The sequence below is a fragment of the Saprospiraceae bacterium genome (assembly GCA_016709995.1).
Classification (GTDB): domain Bacteria; phylum Bacteroidota; class Bacteroidia; order Chitinophagales; family Saprospiraceae; genus JADJLQ01.
Window position 1 is genome coordinate 1,554,056 of sequence record JADJLQ010000001.1, and the last position, 18,657, is coordinate 1,572,712.

The 18,657-nt window shown below is 40.3% G+C and carries 16 protein-coding genes; 6 read left to right on the forward strand and 10 right to left on the reverse strand.

Annotated features, from left to right (window positions below; all coding sequences use genetic code 11):
* Positions 1–466: 466 nt before the first annotated feature.
* Entirely contained in the window at positions 467–1,300 is an 834-nt protein-coding gene (locus IPJ09_06550) for an MBL fold metallo-hydrolase (protein MBK7371087.1), read from the reverse strand.
* Entirely contained in the window at positions 1,297–1,692 is a 396-nt protein-coding gene (locus IPJ09_06555; protein ID MBK7371088.1) for a PAS domain-containing protein, read from the reverse strand. Before IPJ09_06555 ends, IPJ09_06550 begins: the two co-directional genes overlap by 4 nt.
* Positions 1,693–1,845: 153 nt before the next feature.
* Between IPJ09_06555 and IPJ09_06560 the strand changes: the two genes are divergently transcribed.
* A complete protein-coding gene (locus IPJ09_06560) occupies positions 1,846–4,788 on the forward strand; it encodes a c-type cytochrome (protein MBK7371089.1) in 2,943 nt (980 codons plus the stop codon).
* Between the two features lie 29 nt (positions 4,789–4,817).
* Here IPJ09_06560 and IPJ09_06565 read toward each other — a convergent pair whose 3' ends face one another.
* Complete coding sequence (locus tag IPJ09_06565; protein MBK7371090.1) at positions 4,818–5,345, reverse strand: DinB family protein; 528 nt, start codon at positions 5,343–5,345, stop codon at positions 4,818–4,820.
* A 240-nt stretch (positions 5,346–5,585) separates the two neighbouring features.
* Between IPJ09_06565 and IPJ09_06570 the strand changes: the two genes are divergently transcribed.
* Complete coding sequence (locus tag IPJ09_06570; GenBank protein MBK7371091.1) at positions 5,586–6,140, forward strand: DinB family protein; 555 nt, start codon at positions 5,586–5,588, stop codon at positions 6,138–6,140.
* Here the strand turns inward: IPJ09_06570 and IPJ09_06575 are convergent.
* On the reverse strand, positions 6,137–6,361 hold the full coding sequence (locus IPJ09_06575; GenBank protein MBK7371092.1) for a hypothetical protein: 225 nt from the start codon (positions 6,359–6,361) through the stop codon (positions 6,137–6,139). The genes IPJ09_06570 and IPJ09_06575 overlap by 4 nt on opposite strands.
* A 19-nt stretch (positions 6,362–6,380) precedes the next feature.
* Positions 6,381–7,235, reverse strand: a complete 855-nt coding sequence (locus IPJ09_06580) for a mechanosensitive ion channel (GenBank protein MBK7371093.1) — start codon at positions 7,233–7,235, stop codon at positions 6,381–6,383.
* Positions 7,236–7,313: 78 nt separating this feature from the next.
* On the opposite strand from IPJ09_06580, the gene IPJ09_06585 reads away from it, so the two are divergent.
* A complete protein-coding gene (locus tag IPJ09_06585; protein MBK7371094.1) occupies positions 7,314–8,723 on the forward strand; it encodes an aminopeptidase P family protein in 1,410 nt (469 codons plus the stop codon).
* A 27-nt stretch (positions 8,724–8,750) separates the two neighbouring features.
* Positions 8,751–9,530 carry a GNAT family N-acetyltransferase gene (locus IPJ09_06590; GenBank protein ID MBK7371095.1) on the forward strand — a complete coding sequence of 260 codons (780 nt, stop codon included), beginning with the start codon at positions 8,751–8,753 and terminating at the stop codon, positions 9,528–9,530.
* Between the two features lie 44 nt (positions 9,531–9,574).
* Here the strand turns inward: IPJ09_06590 and IPJ09_06595 are convergent, their stop codons facing one another.
* The 3 genes from IPJ09_06595 to IPJ09_06605 all read right to left on the reverse strand — a co-directional run bounded on the left by IPJ09_06595 (position 9,575) and on the right by IPJ09_06605 (position 13,574).
* Positions 9,575–10,585, reverse strand: coding sequence for an SMP-30/gluconolactonase/LRE family protein (locus IPJ09_06595; GenBank protein ID MBK7371096.1), 1,011 nt, complete (start codon positions 10,583–10,585; stop codon positions 9,575–9,577).
* A gap of 38 nt (positions 10,586–10,623) precedes the next feature.
* Positions 10,624–11,970: a peptidoglycan synthetase gene (locus IPJ09_06600; protein MBK7371097.1), complete on the reverse strand. Its 1,347-nt coding sequence runs from the start codon at positions 11,968–11,970 to the stop codon at positions 10,624–10,626.
* A gap of 62 nt (positions 11,971–12,032) precedes the next feature.
* Positions 12,033–13,574 (reverse strand): acyl-CoA carboxylase subunit beta, encoded by a 1,542-nt coding sequence (locus tag IPJ09_06605; protein ID MBK7371098.1) that lies wholly within the window; start codon positions 13,572–13,574, stop codon positions 12,033–12,035.
* 168 nt (positions 13,575–13,742) lie between these two features.
* Here IPJ09_06605 and IPJ09_06610 point away from each other — a divergent pair, with 168 nt between their 5' ends.
* On the forward strand, positions 13,743–14,954 hold the full coding sequence (locus IPJ09_06610) for a pyridoxal phosphate-dependent aminotransferase (GenBank protein MBK7371099.1): 1,212 nt from the start codon (positions 13,743–13,745) through the stop codon (positions 14,952–14,954).
* Between the two features lie 55 nt (positions 14,955–15,009).
* Complete coding sequence (locus tag IPJ09_06615; protein MBK7371100.1) at positions 15,010–16,086, forward strand: acyl-CoA desaturase; 1,077 nt, start codon at positions 15,010–15,012, stop codon at positions 16,084–16,086.
* Positions 16,087–16,139: 53 nt separating this feature from the next.
* On the opposite strand, the gene IPJ09_06620 is transcribed toward IPJ09_06615, so the two are convergent.
* Together IPJ09_06620 and dnaK are read right to left on the reverse strand one after the other, a co-directional pair.
* Positions 16,140–16,547 carry an SET domain-containing protein gene (locus tag IPJ09_06620; protein MBK7371101.1) on the reverse strand — a complete coding sequence of 136 codons (408 nt, stop codon included), beginning with the start codon at positions 16,545–16,547 and terminating at the stop codon, positions 16,140–16,142.
* Positions 16,548–16,628: 81 nt separating this feature from the next.
* Complete coding sequence (gene dnaK / locus IPJ09_06625; protein MBK7371102.1) at positions 16,629–18,545, reverse strand: molecular chaperone DnaK; 1,917 nt, start codon at positions 18,543–18,545, stop codon at positions 16,629–16,631.
* Positions 18,546–18,657 lie beyond the last annotated feature (112 nt).

Below are 18,657 nucleotides of genomic sequence, written 5' to 3' on the forward strand. Positions count from 1 at the left end.
CTCAATCCTCCATAGACAAGCAGCACGTAAATATAACCGAAAAATAAATGAGAAAGCTGTAAGGGAAGGGCTCGAACCTTCACGGAGAGCTTAGCACGAGTACATTGCCTGGTGGTCAACCCCAGTCTGTCCACAAACAGGGACAGGCCTTATACTCAGTTTGTCGCTTGACTCCACCCCCGAGACAAGAGGGCATGTCTGCCAATTTCATCACCTCACAGTATGTCAAAAAAATTAATCTATAGAAGATCAATTATAAAGCAAAGATAATAAATGTCCAGTATTGTTGAACAATATTATTAAATATACAAAAATATTTATACGATATTCAATTATTTAATCATTTTTTGAATAATATTCAAAATATCTGATTATTCAATAAAGTTTTTTATTGATTATGCAGTCTACTATTTCATCTAAGACAAGGAGTTAAAAAAAAGAGTTTTATTTTAAATGAAAACCAAGCTCAAAGTTCAATGGTGATACCTTCTCGCGCTAATTCGCAAACAAATTCGCAGAGATGATCGTCCATAAGCTGAGCATAAATCTCATCCAATTGCTCGTCAGTATGACCAGGATCATGATGAGCCAAAATCAAGTGTTTGGCTTGAGAGGCTCTTGCAAAGAGTACAGCATCAGCCATAGATGAATGGCCCCAACCTATTCTCGTCAGGTACTCATGAGCTGTATACTGACCATCATGATACAGCAGATCAGCTTGATCCGCAAGATCGAACCCTGATATCCAATTGGAAGATTTCAACATGCCTTCAGGCCCCAAAGCTGGTTCATGGTCGGGTATATAGGTAAAAACTTTATTTCCTTCTTTGATTCGGTAGCCAACTGTTGGACCGGGGTGGATCACATACCTCGCATGAATGTCTAAGGCTCCAATGCTAAAGTGACTATTATTAATGGCATGCAAATGTAATTTGCAAGGCAGATCACGGAGCAAAACCGGAAATAGAGGTGGCGATAGGTATCTATTGAGCCTAAAATGCAGTTCATCATAGTCAGCGGCTGGTCCCCAAATATGTATTTCGAGATTTGGATTGAACAGAGATTTGAAAAAACCTAATCCTTGAAGATGGTCGAGGTGATAATGGGTCAGTAAGATGTCAATACGATTGTCAATCATCGGATCTGCAAAAGATACATTTTGCATACCTGACCCCCCGTCCAACACCAGATTATAATCAGCTCCGGTCAAGGTCAGACAAGAGGTATTACCTCCATATTTATTAGTATCAGCACCTGAAGTGGGTATGGAGCCACGTACTCCCCAAAATTTTATTTTCATACGGGATCGGCTTTCCAAAAAATTGCAACTGCACCTAAAAATTTTTTTTCCCTTCCAATAATAGGATAAGAGGTCACAGATATCCTTTTAGAGGCACCGGCCAGACTCTCAATCCAGAATGATTTATGATTGGGCAATAATTCTTTTAAGGTTTTGACTAAGGGCAGTTCATCCGGAGAAAGACTAATGCCTTGTTCGTCCAACGGCTTGAATATGTTAGCCCAGACTTCTACAGGCATTTCTCCAGTATCTTCAAATCGCTTTCCCAAAATGTCTTCAGCAGGTTCATTGTAAAATATCAGGTTGCCAAAAGTGTCAGTGATAAAAACTGGTATGCTGAGGCATTCAGCTAACTGACGATTAAGGATGATCTCTATATCGTATCCGGGCATAGTTGGGGGTTCGAAATTAAGAATATTTAATTAAATGTATAACTATTTGCCTAATGATACAACTATGGTTTGAAAATAGTCACGTATATATTCTACTTTTTAAATTGCAGACGAACTTTACTACATTTATACATTATTGTCAAACCTGGAATCATGGAAAAGCTTAGAGCTGACTTTATCCTTTTATACTTGATTATTATATTATTGTCGTCCTGTAAGCATGAACCCAAAAATGATTTGAGTGGCTTTGTGCTGGAATCGGGCTTTAATATTACAAAAGTAGCATCGGAGCCCTTGATAAAAGATCCGGTGGATCTTGAATTTGGCACACATGGAGAAGCCTATGTATTAGAAATGCCTGGTTATCCTTTTGAGGATGTTTTCAGTAAAGTCATCTTACTCAAAGATCGTGATAAGGATGGCATATTTGATGATTCAAAAGTGTTTGCAGAAAACCTTCAATTGGGCTCATCCATACTTTTATTTCGAAAAGGCCTGTTGGTTGCTGCCCCTCCCTATTTGTTGTACATTGAGGATAGGAATGGAGACGAAATATCAGATCATGTAGATACACTGATGTCGGGATTTTCTACCGGTAACCTCCAACACAACTATAATGGGCTGACATATGGTCTGGATGGATGGATATATGCTGTTAATGGCGGCAATTCCGGGCAACCCTTTTGGTGGGGAGATACCACCTCAAGGATAGATCTAAGGGGACAGGACTTTAGATTTAATCTCAATTCAAAAAAACTTGAACGAATCGGGAGATCCTCAGGAGGTTTTGGATTGGCCATGGACGAATGGGATCATCCCTTTGAGACACATAACTTGAATCATATATCCAACCTGGTTTATTCTGGCAGATATCAATCGAACCTAAAAACAACTATCGGACATTCGCTTTTAAATATCTCAGACCATGAAGAAAATGGACTTGCCCGCATATATCCCATTGGAGAACAAGAATCCAGAGTAAATCACCCCGAACAATCCGGCTATTTCTCCGGGTCATGTGGTATCACCTACTATAATAATGGGAGACTTGGGCCAGATCTTCAGCATACAGTCTGGGTGGCTGATGTAGTACTGAATCTAATACATATAGATAAAATAAGTAGTAATGGCGCTGCGCTGCGCGCCAGTAGATTATTAGATCATCGGGATTTCCTGGCTAGTAGTGATCGATCATTCAGACCAGTCAATATGTCGGCTGGTCCTGATGGAGCCATGTATATAGTGGATATGCATCGAAAGGTGATCGAACATCCTGAGTGGATACCCGATGAAATAGAAAACACCCTTGACATGAATGAGGGCAAAGAGAAAGGCAGAATTTATAAAATCACTTTGCAATCAGGAGAACCTTCGATTTTTGACTATTCAAAGTTAGATTCGTTCGACGGACGCCTCGCTTGTCTTGGAGATGATAACCAATGGGTAAGAAAGACAGCCCATCGTTTGATTCTGGAGCACAATCCAGATGATCTGCAAATAATTAAATTGAAGGAGCTTACGCTGCGGGGCAATGAGATGTCCAGGCTCCATGCCCTCTGGATATTAAATAGCCTCCGAAAAGTCAGTGATCAAGAACTCCTCAACGGATTAAAAGATCCAAGCTCAGGTATTCGGGAACAATCACTTTTGATGGTCGAGAACAGATTAGATTCGAATGACATGATCTTAAACGCTTGTTTACAATTATTGACCGATGAAAATCAAAGAACCAGAATGCAGGCAGCTTTAAGCACCAGTGTTATAAATCAAAAGACTTTTAATATGCATCGCCAAGATATTTTATCTGCTATCTTCGCTGCAGTCCACCTGCCTATGGATGAATGGAATACTTCAGCGCTATCCCTGGCATCCAAATTCTCCCCGGTAGCTCTGTTTGACCAAGTCATTACACTACCGAATTCTAAGAATAAAAACAAATTATTAATCACTTTAGCTCTACTTGCTTCGGCATCAGACCAGGATATGACATCATTAATGCAATCGCTCTCCAGTACGAAGATCAGCGATCAAATAAAAAGCGAAATTATTCTTAATCTTTCACTTAAACCAAATGGGCAAAGCACTTCTGATCAGCTCAAAAAATCGATCCAAACTTTAGAGCTTTCCAAGGACAAACAGCTCATTGGTGCACTCGCTCAGCTAAGAAATAAAATGGGCTGGCCAATGTCCAATAAATTCCGGCTATTCAGCGAAGAAGCTTTACATCGGGTCTTACTCCAAAATATACCCGATTCTGAGCGGTTGGAATATTTAAACCTCCTTGATTTGGCGCCTTTTGATCTTAAATCCTCTGTTCTGTTTGCCTGCCTACAAAACAATCAGCCAGTCTCCCTGCAACAAGCGGCCTTACAACAGTTGTCCAAAGTCAGTGATGTAAAAGTGGGGTTTGAATTGATTCGTGCTTGGGCAACTTTGAGTCCTCAAACAAGGAGATCAGCCAGTGATATTTTATTGTACAAACAGATCCATCATCCCGCATTGCTGGATGGCCTGGAAAAGGGAACCATAAATATAGGTGAGATGAATTTTGATCTGGAGCGTCGTAGACGATTACTTTGGTGGACGGATGATGAGAATATCAAAAAAAGAGCTCAGGCTCTATTTTCGGATGCAGGCGTCACTACCAGACAAGAGGCTATAGATAAAATGTACGGTGCAATAAAATTGCAAGGTAGTGTAGATAAGGGTGCCAGGATATTTGAAGGATTGTGTAGTCAATGTCACCAATACGGCAGTGTCGGGCAAAAAGTAGGCCCTGTCCTGACTGAAATCAATAGAAAAAGTAAAGAGACCCTGTTGCATGACATACTCGATCCTAATGCAGCCACGGACCCTAAGTATATCAGCCATCAAATCGAAACCTTGGAGGGCGAGATACATATTGGTATTATCGATGCTGAATCTGACCTTTCGATTACCATCAAAAAAATGGGTGGGACCACATTGGTGTTGAATAAAAAAGATATCAAAAGCCTTACCGCGCTAGGCAAATCTCTGATGATGGAGGGCCTGGAAGGAAATATGACCGTACAAGACATGGCGGACTTGCTGGCATACTTACAATCCAATAAGTAATCATATTCCGGATAATTAAAATAGAAGCCTCACATTGTTCCCAGATCTCTTATTAAATTGTTCTGATGATGACCTGCATGAAATACCGTAAAATAAAACATCTCCCGCATAGTGATCTTGCCTACTAATGGGTGTGGTATAAGGTATCGGTCGATTTCAGCTTCGCTAAACAGTTCCATAGATGAAATTAATTGCTTTAGCCTGGCATTAAATTCGTCGAATAGACCATACCTTTCATTATAGCTGATAGGTTCAGGCACAAATGTCTGTGGAGCCCGGACTCCCGGCGCCAAAGCACTTTTATAGATACTGGTTATTTTCTCGTAGGATCTGCTCCCATTTATTGCCTCACCAAACTTTTTTGATAGAAATCTATCCTTATCACTGAATATGTTAGCCAAAGGGGTATTGCTGAGTTCGATATGTTTAAGATGTTGCAATGCTGACCACTTACCTGGCATGGAAAACACGCACTGTTCCTCGGTCAAGTTCTTCACTGACTGTAGCAGTGAATCATGTGAAGCCAATATCAATTCAACAATTTTTTGTTTATCCATTTTTTTCAATTTTTAGTTGTAGGAAGGAAGGCACTCTTTTCAAGTTTTAGCCGGAACAACTTGAATTGATTAGTGTCGGGATAGCAGATGCAATGATATGGTGTAAGGTCAAAATCATCTTATTAAAGAAGTGTTCTCTGTGTTCTACCATTTTATTGATCGTCCAAAAATAAGCGATTCAGTTAGTTTTGAAGATTGATTTATTTTAATTTAGCGTCAAAAATATAATAACGCATGAACATGTATTTTCAAGAAATTGCATCTTACAATATATGGGCCAACCAAACCGTGACTGAATGGCTTCGTGCTCTACCAGAAGAACAGTGGAATCAACCCATCACTTCCAGTTTTGGCTCTATCGCCTCGACTGCGTTGCATATAGTTGGAGCGGAGACAATCTGGTTAGACCGGTTACTGGAAAAGGAAAACCCCGTCTGGCTGCCTGGTGTATTCCGGGGAAGCCGAACAGCACTGCTAATGCTTTGGGCAGAGAGTTCTGAAAATTTAAAGTCCTTTGTAGATCAATTCGATTCTTTAGAAATGGACCGAACACTTTCTTTCAAAAGAATCAATGGGGATCCGGTCATCATGAAACATTACCACATCTTCGCTCACGTATTTAACCACTCTACCTATCACAGAGGACAGCTTGTTACCATGCTTAGGCAGGTTGGATATGAAGGAATAAGCAGTACGGATATGCTCCATTTTTCAGGGAAAAAGTATGATGTATCTTCTATTTTAAAGTTTAAATTTCATCTTCAAGATCTGTGTCCGCTGCTTGCAAAGTTTTAAAGTCTATAAGCATGAATTGATGTGTCAAATTTTTTTTCAAAAATTTCGTTTGAAAAAATATACAATAGAAAACTTGCAGAATTACATAAAGTGCTTAACTTCGTAGAGTATTCATTAATAAGTATTGAATAAAAAAATATTTTGGAGATTGAAACATCAAAAGGCAAAAATGAATCTCCACTAAAAGCTCCTACTGCAGGAGCTTTTTTTTTTGCCTTCATAGTTTTACGTTTTAATATATCAACGGTTGAGTAATCCATTGATTGATGTGTTTTCGTAGACACATTTCAACACTTTGTACTTAAGATTTTTTGACAATTTAAGGTCCTGTCCATTGAGCGTATACTGCAGTTTAAACGAGGTACTTTCCTGATGCGTAGCATCCACTACCAGTTGAACACTACCTGGTAAGATAGCAACCTCAAATTCACTCATTACATCGGCGATTAACTTCTCAAGATCCCTAAATGGAATTTTCATTTTATTGTTCACCTCAAAATGTATTGTATTTATATCTTGATCAAGTGTCGTATGATTGATGAGGTCTTGGGTGAAAATAGAACTATTAGGCACATAGATGAGCACATCGTCATCATCCTGCAAAGTAATCATAGTAAGCGAAAAATCCTTTACTTCTCCTGTATACTTACCGATTTTTACATAATTTCCAATTTTTATTTTATCAGAAAACCCTAAGATCATACCGGTGATAATGTTAGAAATATAATCTTTCATGATGATAGCGATGGCAGCTGAAATCAGGGTCAATCCAGTAAAAAAGTCCTTTGGTTTGAGATTCAGCAAGTGAAGCAAAAAGTAAAAAGCCACTCCACTAATCACCAAAAAATAAATATTCTCTATTCCTACAGTGACATTGTCAGTTTTATTAAAAGCTATTTTTTTCCGTTTTCGATAGAAATAAAGCAACAAATCTTTTCCCAGTTGAGTCAATAGAAAGAATAACGAAAAGCCTACAATACTAGCTATAAAATGAAGCGGTATGAAGGAGTTTTTAAAAATCGTCTGTAGATTTTCATTGAGGATGATGAGTATTGCTATACCAATCACTTTTAGTAGCCTAAAGAATACATTCATATTTACCTAATAGAAAGATGCAAAATTACACAAGGTTTTGAAGGGTTTTCCGTTAATTTGACCTTGAATCTTTTAAAAATGAACTTACATTTCTTTAATTCATCTATTTACCAGGCTCGAAGAGCTGAATTAGCCAACCTGATTGGAGATGGGCTGATCCTATTTGTTGCCAATGAAGAAAGTGGTATAAACTACCGAGACAACACCTACCCCTTTCGTCAAGATAGTAATGTGTTGTACTATAGCGGCATTGAGAGGGCCGGCATCTCCATTTTGATCGACGCCGAGGAAGGCCAAAGCTATCTGATGGGTGATGAAGCCAGTATGGATGATGTTGTTTGGACTGGACCTGTGCCTTCTCTTCAGGAACTAGCCATGTGGTCGGGTATTGAAAATATAATCACTCAGGCTCAAGGCGAGAACCTTATTAAGAAAACGGTGACTAAAGGATTAAGAGTGCATTATCTTCCGGTATATCGAGGGGATCATTCTTTCAAATTGGGATCTTTGCTGGGCAAGACTCCTGAATCTATAGCGTCAGATTACAGTATACCATTAGCCAAAGCTGTAGTCCAACAACGGGAGATTAAGTCAAATGTAGAAATCACCCAATTAGAACAAGCCATAGAGGTATCCGGTCAGATGCATCGTATAATGATGACTAAGACCAAAGCAGGTATGCAGGAGTCTGAAGTTATGGCAGCTGTCCGATCACACTGCCTGGCGGCTAATCTTGATATCCCCTATTCTATCATTCTCTCGGTCGATGGTCAAACCTTACACAATCATTCATATCACAATGTTATGAAGCCAGGGCAGCTTTTATTGGGTGACTTCGGTTCTGACTCACACATGCATTACGCTGGGGATATCACTAGAACCATTCCTGTAGCTGCCACCTTTTCGAGCTTTCAAAAAGACATTTATAACATTGTACTAGATACCCTGAACAAGGCCATTCAAGCTGTCAAAGCCGGTACAAAATACCTCGACATCCACCTTGCAGCTGCTAAGAATATTGCCCAATCAATGACTCAACTCGGGTTCTTATCAGGGGACTCTGATGACCTGGTCGCCTTGGGAGCGCATGCCCTATTTTTTCCGCACGGATTAGGCCATGCGCTTGGTTTGGATGTACATGATATGGAATCCATTGGTGAAGAGTATACAGGCTATACCCCAGATATGACCAGAAGCAACCAATTTGGGTTGCGTTCCCTTCGACTGGCAAAATCCTTACGTTCGGGGATGGTGCTGACAGTAGAGCCCGGCATATATTTCATTCCGGAGCTCATCAGTCAGTGGAAAGCACAGGGGAAGTTTAAAGACCATATTCAATATGATAAAATCGAACGCATGCTGCCTTTTGGCGGCATCAGGATTGAAGACAATGTGCTTGTTGAGGATCAAGGCAGTAAAATACTGGGGCCACCCATACCAAAAGAAATCAAGGATGTAGAAGAATTGAGGCAACAAGCCTACCTTTAAACCCGGGATCCGCACCATTGTAGTCTCATGAAATTTTTTTTATCCGAATATCGCCACGATTATTCCTCTTACACTTTTGGTTATACCATTTATGCAATCTGCGAGTCTAGAAGTGATTTAGAATTTATTTACTCCAATGGTTTCCTACCCTATACCGGCAATCTGGAGATCAGAGCAGATATCTTTTACAAATCAAGAGGTATTCGCATAGTACTTGACCACTTTTCCGATACCAGCGAAAATCGTAGAGTTCAACGAAAAATAGCTTCTTTCAATATTAAAGAGTCGGTCATTCCCATAGAATCTTTTGATCAGTGGGATGAGTTTTTTGATTTCGCCAAAAAATATAGCAACGTACGCATCGGGGATCATAAGATGCCATTAGAGCGTATAAAATATATCTGCTCTAGAAAATATTTGACTCATATCATTCAGTTTAACCAAGATGACAAAGTCATAGGATATATCCTGGTAGTGATTTCTGATTCTTTTATGCACTTTTGGTTTTCATTCTATGATACCACCTTTTTAGAACAAAATATTCCATTAGGTAAATGGTTGATGTGGAAATGTATACATATCGCCAAGGCAATGGATAAAAGCTATATTTATCTGGGCAATGGATATCAAAAATCTTCCCTGTATAAAACAAGAGATTTTAAAGGGGTAGAATATTATAATGGCAACTCCTGGAGCAGCGATCTTGAAAAATTTCAATTGTTAGTCTCCCAGGATGAAGCACTAAGACCCCTGGATGATTTTAAATTAAATGGGGACTGGAATCAGCAGATTGAATCATTGTTATAAATGCTAACTGGATCCAATAGTAATCCAATGCTTCACCATCAAACTCATCTGAAGGGTACGCCTTTCACCTTCGTCTGCACCTTACATAAATAACGATCAGCCGTAATATAAAGCACTGTGCCATCTTCTCCCCAACCACAGTTGGCAGTAGCTTGCCCTGTCTCTATCCTGGCCAGCAATTCGCCTTTAGGTGATATCAATAACACTCCCCCAGGGCCTGTACCCCAGATATTGCCATGATCGTCCACTTTGATACCATCTGGCAGTCCCAACAAACCTGATTTCGCCATCGATGTCACATCTAATAATAAACTGCCTTTGCCCACGATGCCGGTAGACAATACCGGATATTTCATGTAAATGGCTTTGTCCGGATCTGATTGAGCAACATAAAGAGTCTTTTCATCAGGGGATAATGCCAGACCATTAGGGCGGGTCAGATCTTTAATGATCAATGTTGTTTTGCCGTTGGCATACATATACACTCCAAACACGCCTGTTTCCTTCCCGGGATCGTTTTCTTTGCCTGGCATACCATAGGGTGGATCTGTGAAATAGATCCTGCCTTTTGAATCTACGATCACATCATTGGGAGAGTTAAATCGTTTTCCGCCATCATTGTCAGTAACTGTTTTTTTGCCTCCAGGTCGTCCCATGGGCATGATAGATATTCTCCGATCACCATGCTCACACGACAATAGGTTTCCTTTGAGATCCCGGGTGAGACCATTGCTCCCTGGTTCGTTTCCGTACACCCCTACTCCAGTATATCCTGATGGTTTGATATAAGGTAGTGCTCCTTCACCATTGTTTCTCCAGATATATACTGTATTGCGTGGAACATCACTAAACAAAATGGCTTGTTCCTCTTTCCACCACACAGGCCCCTCTGCCCAATCAAACCCATCGGCCAATACCTCGATATCAGCATTAGGATCAATAAACGCGTTGGCTTCTTCTTTAAAAATATGGAGGTGACCAATAGTTTGAGGGGTTTGACTCATTAAGCAGAGATTTAAATAGATCCCGCAAAAAATCAATATAGATTTTTTCATCAGCTTATATTTTTTAAACATTCGATAAGGAAATATTTTTAGTTAAGTGCCCAGGCTTTAATATTTACCCCATTAAAGGTACCACTACTCATGAAAAGAATCACGGTCCTTTTTTTATCTATTTTATCTAAATATCCTTCTAATTGATCGTTTTGGGTAAACACTTTCAAATTGGTTTTAGCAAAAGCAGCTTTTACAAAATCGATATCCAAATCAGGCATCCTTTTTATCTCTAAAGTATGTTTATTAAAGAACACGATTGCTTCATCTGCTTCATCCAAAACATGAGCATATTGTGGCAAAAAATCTTTGTTGAGGCTGCTGTAAGTATGGAGCTCTACCAGACATATGAGCCTAAATTGAGGAAACTGGCTTCGCATAGCCTTTACGGTAGCCTTCACCTTAGAAGGAGCATGGGCAAAGTCGAGATATATCTTGGTGTCAGGAGATATAAATAATGGTTGTAATCTTTTGGCAGCACCTTTAAAACTCATCAGCGCCTGGAGGGATGCTGTTTCTTCGATTCCAAGATCTGAACAAACCCTAATCGCAGCTTGAATGTTTTCAAAATTATGCAGACCGAACACCTGGATTTGAAATTCATGCTCTGCATGTAGCAAATAAGCTGTGCCATCCTTAATCTTATGTGGATAAGCTACATAATCAGAAAATGAGATATCCCTCCTGGGTGTTTTATGGACTAAATGGTTAAGCTCTTCATCTTTACCAAAATGGTACACCTTGGCTCCTGAAGGCAAGGATTGAATATAATCTGCAAACACATGGATATAATCTTCATGGGTAGGAAAGACATTGATATGATCCCAGGCGATTCCGGTGATGATGGTGATTTGGGGATGGTAATGTAATATTTTAGGCTTTGGGTCTGTCGGAGCACTGAGATATTCATCGCCCTCAATGATCATGAGAGGGGCATCCGACAGTTTGATCATTAGGTCAAAGCCTTCCAATGGAGCCCCTACGAGATAATCATAATCAACCCCACAAGCTTTTAGAATATGCATGATCATGGAAGTAGTGGAAGTCTTGCCATGACTACCAGCTACTACGATTCTTTTTTTGTTTTGAGCATGCAATCCAATGTACTCCGGATAGGACACTACCTTCAAGTTTAAGGCAATGGCTTTCAGAAGTTCCGGGTTGTCCTTTTTAGCATGCATCCCTACGATGACCAGATCAATCGATGCATCGATTTGGTCAGGATACCATCCAAAAGGTGGGAGTAAATGATAAGATTCGAGCTTGTCTTTGGCAGGATTGTAGATCTCATCATCAGACCCCGTGACTTGATGCCCTGCCAGGTGCAAAGCAATACTCAGATTGTGCATGACAGCTCCGCCCATGGCAATGATATGAATTCGCATGGGGCAAAAATGATAAATTTATAGTTCGTATTAGTTTTTTTCTTTATTTGTGGATGGAATATTTAAAGTGGAATATTGCCATGCTTTTTATCGGACCTTTGGATCTTTTTATTTCTCAAACTAGCAAGTGCTCTGATCAGTTTTCTCCTGGTATCGGCAGGAGTGATTACAGCGTCAATATACCCCCTGGAAGCTGCCCGGTAGGGGTTGGCAAATTTCTCAGCATATTCATATTCTTTTTCTTTAGCCTTCGCATCAGGATCAGAGGCTGCTTCTATCTCTTTTTTGAAAATAATCTCACTGGCCCCTTTTGCTCCCATGACTGCTATTTCAGCGGAAGGCCAGGCAAAACTGAAGTCAGCTCCGATATGTTTTGAATTCATGACATCATAGGCGCCCCCGTATGCCTTGCGCGTGATCACGGTGATCCTTGGTACCGTTGCCTCGCAAAATGCGTATAACAGCTTGGCACCCTGGCTGATGATACCATTCCATTCCTGATCTGTACCAGGCAAAAAACCAGGTACATCCACCAATACGATCAAGGGGATATTGAAGGAATCGCAAAATCTCACAAACCTGGCTCCTTTGACAGAAGCATGCACATCCAAAACTCCTGCCAGCACATTAGGTTGGTTCGCTACAAAACCAACAGATCGACCTGCAATTAGTGCAAAACCAATGACCAGGTTAGGTGCATATAACTCCTGAATTTCAAAAAAAGAGTTTTCATCCACCAGATTGTTGATTATTTCCTTTACATCATAAGGAGACTGGCTGGACCCTGGCAAAATTGAATTTAAAACCATGCGATATTCGTCACCAAGTATATAGGGGTAATGTGGGGCGGTCTCCATATAGCTGGCAGGCAGATAAGTCAAAAGAAGTTTTATTTTATTGATAGCCTCTACATCATTGGCTGCTATCAAATGACTGATGCCTGACTTGACTGCATGCGTTTGTGCTCCACCGAGGTCATCGCTGGTGACCACTTCGTTTGTCACTGTCTTTACAACATTGGGTCCGGTGACGAACATATATGAAGTCTTGTCTACCATGACTATAAAATCAGTTATCGCCGGGGAATATACTGCTCCACCGGCACACGGTCCCATAATCAGAGAAAGTTGAGGTATCAGTCCGGACAATTTAGTGTTTCTATAAAAAACCTCTGCGTAACCGGCCAAAGAGTCAACTCCTTCCTGTATTCTAGCTCCACCGGAATCATTTAATCCAATGATAGGGGCCAGATTTTGCAGCGCCATATCCATAATGACACAGATTTTCTGAGCATGTGTCTCCGACAAAGAACCTCCAAATACCGTAAAATCCTGGGCAAAGACATATACCAATCGGTGATGGATAGTACCATAACCGGTCACTACCCCATCCCCATAATAAATATTTTGATCCATATCAAAATCTGTATTCCGATGGGTGACAAGCATTCCGATTTCTTCAAAGGAGGTATCATCCAGCAAAAGTGCCAATCTTTCCCTGGCGGTCAACTTTCCTTTATTGTGCTGAGATTCAATGCGTTGCTGCCCACCTCCTTGCATGGCAAGTATGGATAATGAATCTAAATTTTTCAGTTTTTCTTCCATAGCTGTTAATATTATTTGATGTTTCTAAAGTGGCCAAATAACATGGTCAAATAATTATTGCTCTTCCTTCTTATTACTTTAAATGAATTGATACTTAAACCTTGCATAGATACTATGGCTTATCAAGATATTATTAATTTTGCGATTCATTTTAGCAATATATAATACATGTCAACAACAGAAATCGAATCTATTTTAAGTGAGCGGGTGCTTAATATGACCGAGTCAGCAACTTTACAGATGGCTGCCATGGCAAGGAAAATGAAAGAGCAAGGTATCGATGTCATCACCTTGAGTTTAGGTGAGCCTGATTTTGATACTCCTCAACATATCAAGGATGCAGCACTCAAGGCTATGCAAGATGGGCATACTAAATATACTGCTGTAGCGGGCAACCTTGATCTGAGAGAAGCCATAGTTGCCAAATTAAAACGAGAAAACGGACTGGATTTTAAACCAAATCAAATAGTCGTATCTAATGGAGCCAAACAAGACATCGCCAACTTGTGCATGGCCTTACTTAACCCTGGAGATGAGGTCATTATTTTGTCTCCATATTGGGTCTCCTACAGTGATATAGTGCATATGTTTGGAGGCAAAGCTGTACTACTATCAGCCTCTGTAGATGAAGACTTTAAAGTTCCCGCATCCAAGATAGCCGCTGCCATTACTTCAAGGACCAAGCTGATTATGTTTTCGAGCCCGTGTAATCCATCCGGATCAGTATTTAGTCATTCGGAATTGAAGGCAATAGCAGAAGTGGTGGCACCACATAAAAATATTTATATCATGTCTGACGAAATCTATGAACACATCACCTTTAGCGGTCAGCATGTGAGCATAGCGTCGTTTCCGGAGGTGAAAGAGAGGACTGTCGTGATCAATGGCTTTTCAAAAGCCTTTGCTATGACTGGATGGAGATTAGGATATATGGCAGCACCTCTGTTCATAGCTGAAGCTTGTACCAAGATCCAAGGGCAGATTACATCCGGGGCCAATTCGATTGCCCAAAAAGCTGGCGTAGCAGCATTAAATTCTGACCTGCAACCTACCCTGGATATGACTGCAGCCTTTAAAAAAAGAAGGGACTTGATCATTTCACTGTTAAAGGACATCCCCGGGTTTAAATGTAATTTTCCTACCGGTGCCTTTTACATTTTTCCTGATATTAGTTATTATTTTGGTAAAACTGATGGCCAGACAGTCATTAACAATTCGGACGATTTTGCTTTGTTTCTATTGCACCATGCACATGTAGCCACCGTAGGAGGATCCGCCTTTGGTGATGACAATTGTTTCAGAATATCTTATGCCGCCAGCGAACAAAATATTGAAGAAGCCGTCAGAAGAATTAAGAAGGCGGTAACAACCCTTCATTAGAATGATTTTGAATGCTTGGTGACTTCGGAATAAATGAGTAACTTTATATATAAGTATGACAGCAATTAAATTTTCCAATACTAATGCACAGTTTTTTCCTACATTAAAACAGCGCGTTTCTGATTATTTTGAAGAGAATAAAATTTCTCCAACAGGTAATTACATATTATACATTAAATCAGCCATTTTAATAAGCCTGCTTGCAGCTACTTATATATGGTTAGTATTTTATACGCCTTCGAGTATTTTATTGGCCCTTGTGCTATGTATGGCGATGGGCTTCATTTTTGCTGGCATTGGATTCAATGTGATGCATGACGGAGCACATGGTAGCTATTCCAAGAAAAACTGGTTAAATAATATTATGGCCTATTCTCTGGACCTCCTGGGTGGAAGCTCCTATATGTGGAAGTATAAGCATAATATGGCGCATCACTCATTCACTAATATAGATGGCATGGATGAAGATATAGACATCAGGCCATTTATGAGGGTAAGTGAAGGTCAGAAAAAACTACCAATGCACAAGTTTCAGCATATTTATGGCTTCTTACTATATAGTCTGTCTTACTTGATTTGGATTTTCTCCAACGATTTTTCAAAATATTTTAAAGGTAAAATAAGAGGTACCATAGCTATACCAAAGATGACTATTGGAGAGCATGTCCATTTTTGGGCAACTAAAATTGCGTACGTTGCGATATTTCTGATTATCCCCATATTTAAAGTAGGTCTATTAAAGACGATTTTAGGTTATGGTCTATTGGTATTCGTGACTGGTATCGTTATTGCCTTTACATTCCAACTCGCTCACGTACACGAAGAAGCCGAATTCGTGGCACCCCATGGAGAAGAATTTTTAATAGAAAATAATTGGGCAGTGCATCAGATGAAAACTACAGCCAATTTTGCAACCAAACAAAAATGGCATGGCTGGTTTTGGGGAGGACTTAACTATCAGATAGAGCATCACTTATTTCCGAAAATATCTCATATTCATTACCCTGCAATCAGTAAAATTGTCAAACAAACTTGTAAGGAATTTAATGTGGCTTACGTGGAGTTTCCAACTGTGGTAAGTGCTATATATTCCCACTTTATGCACCTTCGGGCCTTAGGTTCAGCTGCCTAATAGTATTCCAATAAATCGTAAATAACGTATTAAAAGGATTCAAGGAATAAAGTTTATTCCCAATCTACTATTGTACCGTAATCAACCAATAATTCTTCCCCGGGTTGGATATCCCGGATTGCTTCAAATGATTCACCTTCATTGATTGAGGCTACATTTGGCTCATCACTGTGATTGAGATACAGGGAGATATCCATTTTCTTAAATCCATCTGCAGGAACAAAGTAGTCCTTGTCATCATAGAGACAATAGGTTTCTATCATATAGCGGGCAGGGTCTGGCAGGGCATTGACTTCTTCGAAGCTCAACCTGACCCATTCTCCCTCCTCTTTTGAAAACATTCGCCTGCAACCCTTAGGAATATGGCATACTGCAAAAACTCCAATACCGTGTATACCCGATGGCTTGATCATCACATAATGGTGATGATTCAGTTCTTCTAACAATGTTTTCTTACTCATATTAAGTGCGCTAAATTAAAAGAAAAAGGGCTCTGATCGTATCAATCAAAGCCCTTGCTATTTTTAAAACAAAACGTATGCTTACTTTTTGTCAGATACTTCTTCGTACTCCACATCGGTCACGTTATCTGCTCCTTCATTTTTAGCACCGGAAGCAGCATCAGCACTTGAATCAGCCCCTGGCTGGCCTGCACCTTGTTGCGCCTGATAGATTTCCTGGCTGGCAGCTTGCCATACAGTATTAAGGCTTTCAGTGGCTTTGTCTATCCGGTCGGCATCTTTAGAAGCATGCGCTTCTTTTAAGGCTGCCAGGGCACTTTCGATACTGGTTTTGTTGCCTGCAGAGAGTTTATCACCAAAATCTTTGAGCTGTTTTTCAGTCTGGAATATCAGTGAGTCAGCCACATTAATTTTCTCGACCATCTCCTTTGCTTTTTTATCAGAGTCTGCATTGGCTTCAGCTTCATTCTTCATCCTTTCTATCTCTTCCTTGGATAATCCGGTGGAAGCTTCAATTCGGATCTTTTGCTCTTTGCCGGTGCCTTTATCTTTGGCAGATACATTGAGCATACCATTGGCATCGATATCAAAGGTGACCTCGATCTGTGGGACACCTCTTTGTGCTGGTGGTATGCCATCCAGTATGAATCGACCAACAGCCCGATTGTCCTTGGCCATAGTTCTTTCACCTTGGAGAATATGAATTTCAACCGAAGGTTGATTGTCAGCAGCGGTGGAGTATACTTTTGATTTTCGACTTGGTATAGTAGTATTTCCTTCGATCACTACATCATAAACACCCCCCATCGTCTCTATACCCATGCTAAGTGGAGTGACATCCAATAAAAGGACATCTTTAACATCCCCGGTAAGCACACCTCCCTGGATGGCAGCACCTATGGCTACCACTTCATCCGGATTCACCCCTTTATTTGGTTTTTTACCAAAAAAATCTTCAACTGCCTGTTGAATTCTCGGGATCCGAGTACTTCCTCCTACCAATATCACTTCGTCTATATCATTTTTGGTCAAACCTGCATCTTTCAATGCTTGCTCGCAAGGCTTGATAGATCTTTGCACGAGGTGATCAACCAACTGTTCAAACTTAGCTTTGCTCAATTTAACATCCAAATGCTTAGGCACACCATCAACAGCGGTCACATATGGCAAGGTTATAGAAGTTTCAGAAGAAGATGAAAGCTCAATTTTAGCTCTTTCAGCAGCATCTTTAAGTCTTTGTAAAGCCATAGGATCTTTTCTGAGATCGATGGCTTCTTGTTTTTTGAATTCTTCCGCAAGCCAGTCGATGATGACTCCATCAAAATCATCCCCTCCGAGGTGAGTATCTCCATTGGTAGATTTTACTTCAAATACACCATCTCCAAGATCAAGGATTGAGATATCAAAAGTACCTCCCCCAAGGTCATATACTGCGATGGTCATGTCTTTATTCTTCTTGTCCATACCATATGCCAAAGCTGCTGCAGTAGGTTCATTGATGATCCTTTTTACTGTAAGCCCGGCGATCTCCCCGGCTTCTTTGGTTGCCTGACGCTGAGAGTCGTTAAAGTAAGCTGGTACCGTGATGACCGCTTCTGTAACTTCATATCCCAAAAAGTCTTCGGCAGTCTTTTTCATTTTTTGTAGTACTATGGCCGAAATTTCCTGTGGTGTATAATTCCTTCCATCTATATCCACTCTGATCGTGTCATTATCTCCACGGGTGATTTTATACGATACACGCTTGAGTTCTTCCGTGACTTCTGCATATCTGCGTCCCATAAACCTTTTGATAGAGGATATGGTCCTTGTAGGATTGGTGATAGCCTGACGCTTAGCAGGATCACCTACTTTCCTTTCTCCTTTGTCCATAAATCCAACAATGGAAGGGGTTGTCCTTCGACCTTCATCATTGGCTATTACAGTAGGCTCTCCGCCTTCTATGACCGCTACACACGAGTTGGTAGTACCCAGGTCGATTCCAATTATTTTTCCCATATGATTATTTCTTTTTAGTGAATTCTAATTTATGATAACATAGTTGGTTTATCAATACATATGCCAATAGGTTTTTTTGACAAAATGTTGGCTAGAAAGGTAAATTTATGCT

What these genes read in the sequence shown, in the direction of transcription:
- IPJ09_06550 (MBK7371087.1), bottom strand. Translation starts at nt 1,300, where the DNA reads ATGAAAATAAAATTTTGGGGAGTACGTGGCTCCATACCCACTTCAGGT.
- IPJ09_06555 (MBK7371088.1), bottom strand. Translation starts at nt 1,692, where the DNA reads ATGCCCGGATACGATATAGAGATCATCCTTAATCGTCAGTTAGCTGAA.
- IPJ09_06560 (MBK7371089.1), top strand. Translation starts at nt 1,846, where the DNA reads ATGGAAAAGCTTAGAGCTGACTTTATCCTTTTATACTTGATTATTATA.
- IPJ09_06565 (MBK7371090.1), bottom strand. Translation starts at nt 5,345, where the DNA reads ATGGATAAACAAAAAATTGTTGAATTGATATTGGCTTCACATGATTCA.
- IPJ09_06570 (MBK7371091.1), top strand. Translation starts at nt 5,586, where the DNA reads ATGTATTTTCAAGAAATTGCATCTTACAATATATGGGCCAACCAAACC.
- IPJ09_06575 (MBK7371092.1), bottom strand. Translation starts at nt 6,361, where the DNA reads ATGAAGGCAAAAAAAAAAGCTCCTGCAGTAGGAGCTTTTAGTGGAGAT.
- IPJ09_06580 (MBK7371093.1), bottom strand. Translation starts at nt 7,235, where the DNA reads ATGAATGTATTCTTTAGGCTACTAAAAGTGATTGGTATAGCAATACTC.
- IPJ09_06585 (MBK7371094.1), top strand. Translation starts at nt 7,314, where the DNA reads ATGAACTTACATTTCTTTAATTCATCTATTTACCAGGCTCGAAGAGCT.
- IPJ09_06590 (MBK7371095.1), top strand. Translation starts at nt 8,751, where the DNA reads ATGAAATTTTTTTTATCCGAATATCGCCACGATTATTCCTCTTACACT.
- IPJ09_06595 (MBK7371096.1), bottom strand. Translation starts at nt 10,585, where the DNA reads ATGAAAAAATCTATATTGATTTTTTGCGGGATCTATTTAAATCTCTGC.
- IPJ09_06600 (MBK7371097.1), bottom strand. Translation starts at nt 11,970, where the DNA reads ATGCGAATTCATATCATTGCCATGGGCGGAGCTGTCATGCACAATCTG.
- IPJ09_06605 (MBK7371098.1), bottom strand. Translation starts at nt 13,574, where the DNA reads ATGGAAGAAAAACTGAAAAATTTAGATTCATTATCCATACTTGCCATG.
- IPJ09_06610 (MBK7371099.1), top strand. Translation starts at nt 13,743, where the DNA reads ATGTCAACAACAGAAATCGAATCTATTTTAAGTGAGCGGGTGCTTAAT.
- IPJ09_06615 (MBK7371100.1), top strand. Translation starts at nt 15,010, where the DNA reads ATGACAGCAATTAAATTTTCCAATACTAATGCACAGTTTTTTCCTACA.
- IPJ09_06620 (MBK7371101.1), bottom strand. Translation starts at nt 16,547, where the DNA reads ATGAGTAAGAAAACATTGTTAGAAGAACTGAATCATCACCATTATGTG.
- dnaK (MBK7371102.1), bottom strand. Translation starts at nt 18,545, where the DNA reads ATGGGAAAAATAATTGGAATCGACCTGGGTACTACCAACTCGTGTGTA.